We start from the raw sequence: 4,842 nt of genomic DNA, 5'->3' as shown, positions 1-4,842 counted from the left end.
CCGGTAGCTGGGGCCTGAATGTTGTCTTGCAGGCCCGGCAGGTGTATCGGCGGCGGACCACCCAGAGAGTGACCCGCTTGCCGTGGATGGGCAGATCACGATAGGGAACGTCACGCTTGCCGAACCGTACGAACTCACCCTGCACGCCGCATTCCTCGCAGGCGATGGGATCGGGCACGTCCACCTGGAAGTGCATTTCCCCGGATCCCCAGATAGAAAACCCTAAAACGTAGAAAGCCTTGGCTGTATAATGGTTAGCGTCAAAACAGACCATCACCCAATGGGTGCACAACTCAAAGCTTACGATCATTCTACACTACAAACTCGATACCACGAACGATTTACTGACGTCCCGGGCCGGTTTGTTGGCCACGGCTCAATTGATGGACTCGTTGAACCTCACCGAACGCATTGATCAGCATTTTCCCCAGCCTAAAAGCAACCGGGGGTATCAACCCTCCGAGTTCATCAAGGCACTGATCCTGATGCAACATGAAGGCAGTTTTCATCTGGACGATATTCGCCACATTCGCGATGATGAGGCGCTGTGTACGGTGCTGGAACTCGAAAAGCTTCCCCAGGCGACTACCCTGGGAGACTGGCTCCGGCGAGCAGGAAGCCAGCCCCAAAGCCAGGAGGCCTGGGTGGAGGTGAATAAAGCCCTGCTGCAATCCGCCTTACACCGCTGCGACAAAGTCACACTGGATATCGACGCCACAGAAATTGTTGCTCATAAAGCACAAGCACAATGGACCTACAACAAGAACAAAGGCTTTATGCCGATGGTGGGTCACATTGCAGAAACCGGGCAGGTCGTCGCGATCGATTTCCGCCAGGGCAATGTGTCGCCGGCACACGATAACCTGGCCTTTATTCAGCAATGCCAACAGTCCTTACCCGAAGGTTGTGCCCTGAATGCGCTGCGCATCGATGCCGCAGGCTATCAAACCAAAATCATCCGGTATTGTGATGATGAAGGCATCGACTATGCCATCCGCGCCAAGACCAGTGCCGCAATGCGGGCACAGATAGACGCGGCAGGTGATTCGGATTGGCACCCTTTGCTCGATAAGCAGGGCGAGCCCATCAGCGGTCAGGATACGTATCGAACGAGCTTTTGTATCGGTGACTATGAAGAAGCCTTCACCCTGATCATTCAAAGAACCGCCACCCGGGGCCAAGCGAGCCTGGATTTGGATTCACAAGATACCCACGGAATAAGTCAGGGCGGCTATGTTTACCGTGCGATTGCCACCAACCGGGACGAACTGAGCGATAGTCAGGTGGTTCATTGGTATAACCAGCGTGCCGAGGACAGCGAGAACCGCATCAAGGAACTGAAACTGGATTTTGGTGGTGATACATTGCCGTGTTCGGACGTGAACGCCAATGCGCTGTACTTATTAATTTCGGCGCTGTCTTACAACCTCTTTGCCCTGATGCGCCAGTTACTGCCAGAGGAGCTGGCACACCATCGTGCGATGACCCTGCGCTGGCGCTTGTATGCGATGGCGGCGAAAGTGGTGAAAACGGGACGTCAGTGGTTTGTAAAGCTTAAGGAAAAACACCAGACACTGTTGGAGCAAGTGCTATGTGCACTGAAGGAGTTTGAGCCGCCGCCTATTTAACGAGATTCCTGACAAAAAAAAACGGCTTACACAGGATAGGTCCGTCCGAATTGGCCAAATAGGCATTGAACAGGCGTACAGAGTCGGTTTTTGCCTGAATCTGTGTGCGATATTCGCTGCGCTGGCCAGCTATATGATTTGAAAGAGGGATTCACAGGCCTTTGGGGCACTGGCCGCACTCTATCTGGGGATTTGGGAATAGCCAACTATATTGACTATTCTCATCTCTAGGGAAAAGCATCAATGCCGTATGGGGTGAACCCGGGCGCCTGCTTATCTCGTTGAGCATGAGCGGACGAATTAGCTCCACTCCTGCCAACCGTAACGGCATTGCCCCTATCAGAAAACGGCCAGAGGGTTAATGGGCGCTCCAGTGCCGCCTGGCACCCGAATAGGAGAGGCGACAAAAAGAAACGTGTGCCTTCCCCGTTTTGCAGCTTCTTCAGCTACTGTCTGCAGGTCGAGGCCGTCGAAAAGAATCACGCCCAAACTAGCCTGAACCAATTCATGAAACGGAGTGAATAAGCCTTCAACATTTGAAGGCATCACATCGCTACCGCCATCGGATCCGACAGCTGCAATGTCCCGTTCTTTCACCCAGGCGGCGACTGATGCATGAACACCGGCAGATCCCTCTGCCAAAACGCTCCAGTCACCCAACTCCGCAACTCTTGCCCAGCGACCAGTGCGAATCAACAACACGTCACCTGGGCCAACCGTGACACCGGTTCTTTTTTCCCATTCCTTCAGGAACTCAATCGTCAGGGCTTGGCCCGGCTCCATCCACTTCTCCTTGATGAACCTCGGGACATCCACCAACACAGCACGTGTAAAGATACCGTTAACAGCCACGTTTTCGATGCCGAGTTTATCCGCACCATCGGGTTTAAGACCGGAGACCGGGAAGCCGTTATAAAGGAAACCCTTATGAGCAAAATGGGAGAGAGCATCTATGTGTGTAAGCGCTTCGCCATGATAGTCAAAAGCGTATCTATCCGTAGCGGCGAGTTGGTGGGGCCCAAGTTCATGTATCATCAGTTTGTGGTCGAATGGAGAGTTACTGGGATATGCACCCTTAAGTTTACTCACCTCCCGGGCCAGAGAAACCGTCACTCCGTCAGTTACAAGTTTTGCGGCATTGGCGCGAATTTCAGGCGTGATTGTGTTCAGTGCGCCGAGTTCATCGTCCTTCCCCCAACGGCCCCAGTTAGAGATCCCCTTCCATAAAGCGTCGAATTCCGCCTTGGACATCGCTTTCGCCTCAGCAGGCATCCACCCAGCTTTCCCGCCCGCCCAGACCGGCACTACCAACAGTGAACCGCATAATATCGCCACCAGTATTCTAAAATTCATCTCTTGCTTCTCCTGCCTCAATACCTACATAGTGTATTTATGTTTGCATATATTGACATTATGCGCTATTAATCTACCATTTTCAACGCTGATTATGTATAATAACTCCCCGGATCCCCAGATAGAAAACCCTAAAACGTAGAAAGCCTTGGCTGTATAATGGTTAGCGTCAAAACAGACCATCACCCAATGGGTGCACAACTCAAGGCTTACGATCATTCTACACTACAAACTCGATACCACGAACGATTTACTGACGTCCCGGGCCGGTTTGTTGGCCACGGCTCAATTGATGGACTCGTTGAACCTCACCGAACGCATTGATCAGCATTTTCCCCAGCCTAAAAGCAACCGGGGGTATCAACCCTCCGAGTTCATCAAGGCACTGATCCTGATGCAACATGAAGGCAGTTTTCATCTGGACGATATTCGCCACATTCGCGATGATGAGGCGCTGTGTACGGTGCTGGAACTCGAAAAGCTTCCCCAGGCGACTACCCTGGGAGACTGGCTCCGGCGAGCAGGAAGCCAGCCCCAAAGCCAGGAGGCCTGGGTGGAGGTGAATAAAGCCCTGCTGCAATCCGCCTTACACCGCTGCGACAAAGTCACACTGGATATCGACGCCACAGAAATTGTTGCTCATAAAGCACAAGCACAATGGACCTACAACAAGAACAAAGGCTTTATGCCGATGGTGGGTCACATTGCAGAAACCGGGCAGGTCGTCGCGATCGATTTCCGCCAGGGCAATGTGTCGCCGGCACACGATAACCTGGCCTTTATTCAGCAATGCCAACAGTCCTTACCCGAAGGTTGTGCCCTGAATGCGCTGCGCATCGATGCCGCAGGCTATCAAACCAAAATCATCCGGTATTGTGATGATGAAGGCATCGACTATGCCATCCGCGCCAAGACCAGTGCCGCAATGCGGGCACAGATAGACGCGGCAGGTGATTCGGATTGGCACCCTTTGCTCGATAAGCAGGGCGAGCCCATCAGCGGTCAGGATACGTATCGAACGAGCTTTTGTATCGGTGACTATGAAGAAGCCTTCACCCTGATCATTCAAAGAACCGCCACCCGGGGCCAAGCGAGCCTGGATTTGGATTCACAAGATACCCACGGAATAAGTCAGGGCGGCTATGTTTACCGTGCGATTGCCACCAACCGGGACGAACTGAGCGATAGTCAGGTGGTTCATTGGTATAACCAGCGTGCCGAGGACAGCGAGAACCGCATCAAGGAACTGAAACTGGATTTTGGTGGTGATACATTGCCGTGTTCGGACGTGAACGCCAATGCGCTGTACTTATTAATTTCGGCGCTGTCTTACAACCTCTTTGCCCTGATGCGCCAGTTACTGCCAGAGGAGCTGGCACACCATCGTGCGATGACCCTGCGCTGGCGCTTGTATGCGATGGCGGCGAAAGTGGTGAAAACGGGACGTCAGTGGTTTGTAAAGCTTAAGGAAAAACACCAGACACTGTTGGAGCAAGTGCTATGTGCACTGAAGGAGTTTGAGCCGCCGCCTATTTAACGAGATTCCTGACAAAAAAAAACGGCTTACACAGGATAGGTCCGTCCGAATTGGCCAAATAGGCATTGAACAGGCGTACAGAGTCGGTTTTTGCCTGAATCTGTGTGCGATATTCGCTGCGCTGGCCAGCTATATGATTTGAAAGAGGGATTCACAGGCCTTTGGGGCACTGGCCGCACTCTATCTGGGGATTTGGGATTTCGTCGTCGGTTGATTTGCAGCCCAGTACTTGGTATTGCGGCAGGTGAAGGATGTTGTCGGGAAGTTCGGTCATGGTGTTGTATAGGCGTAGGTGTCAGTCAGATCCATCCGGCTCGGCATTGG

Annotated in this window: 3 protein-coding genes and 1 pseudogene; 2 read left to right on the top strand and 2 right to left on the bottom strand. The window is 52.7% G+C overall.

The genetic code is table 11. The features are described from left to right. Window positions 1-199, bottom strand: a pseudogene (locus EF096_RS19940) (transposase family protein); the annotation flags it as partial. An 85-nt stretch (window positions 200-284) separates the two neighbouring features. On the opposite strand from EF096_RS19940, the gene EF096_RS19935 reads away from it, so the two are divergent. Beyond that, window positions 285-1,628, top strand: coding sequence for an IS1380 family transposase (locus tag EF096_RS19935; protein ID WP_235869808.1), 1,344 nt, complete (start codon window positions 285-287; stop codon window positions 1,626-1,628). 339 nt (window positions 1,629-1,967) lie between these two features. Here EF096_RS19935 and EF096_RS19930 read toward each other — a convergent pair whose 3' ends face one another. After that, entirely contained in the window at window positions 1,968-2,981 is a 1,014-nt protein-coding gene (locus EF096_RS19930) for a cyclase family protein (protein WP_051230694.1), read from the bottom strand. A gap of 193 nt (window positions 2,982-3,174) precedes the next feature. Here EF096_RS19930 and EF096_RS19925 point away from each other — a divergent pair, with 193 nt between their 5' ends. Then, entirely contained in the window at window positions 3,175-4,518 is a 1,344-nt protein-coding gene (locus EF096_RS19925) for an IS1380 family transposase (protein ID WP_235869807.1), read from the top strand. The last annotated feature ends 324 nt before the right edge of the window (window positions 4,519-4,842 follow it).

Origin of the sequence: Pseudomonas neustonica (genome assembly GCF_003797945.1) — a bacterium.
GTDB classification, from domain to species: domain Bacteria; phylum Pseudomonadota; class Gammaproteobacteria; order Pseudomonadales; family Pseudomonadaceae; genus Halopseudomonas; species Halopseudomonas neustonica.
This window is presented reverse-complemented; position numbering and strand designations above follow the sequence as displayed.

What these genes read in the sequence shown, in the direction of transcription:
- EF096_RS19930 (WP_051230694.1), bottom strand. Translation starts at nt 2,981, where the DNA reads ATGAATTTTAGAATACTGGTGGCGATATTATGCGGTTCACTGTTGGTA.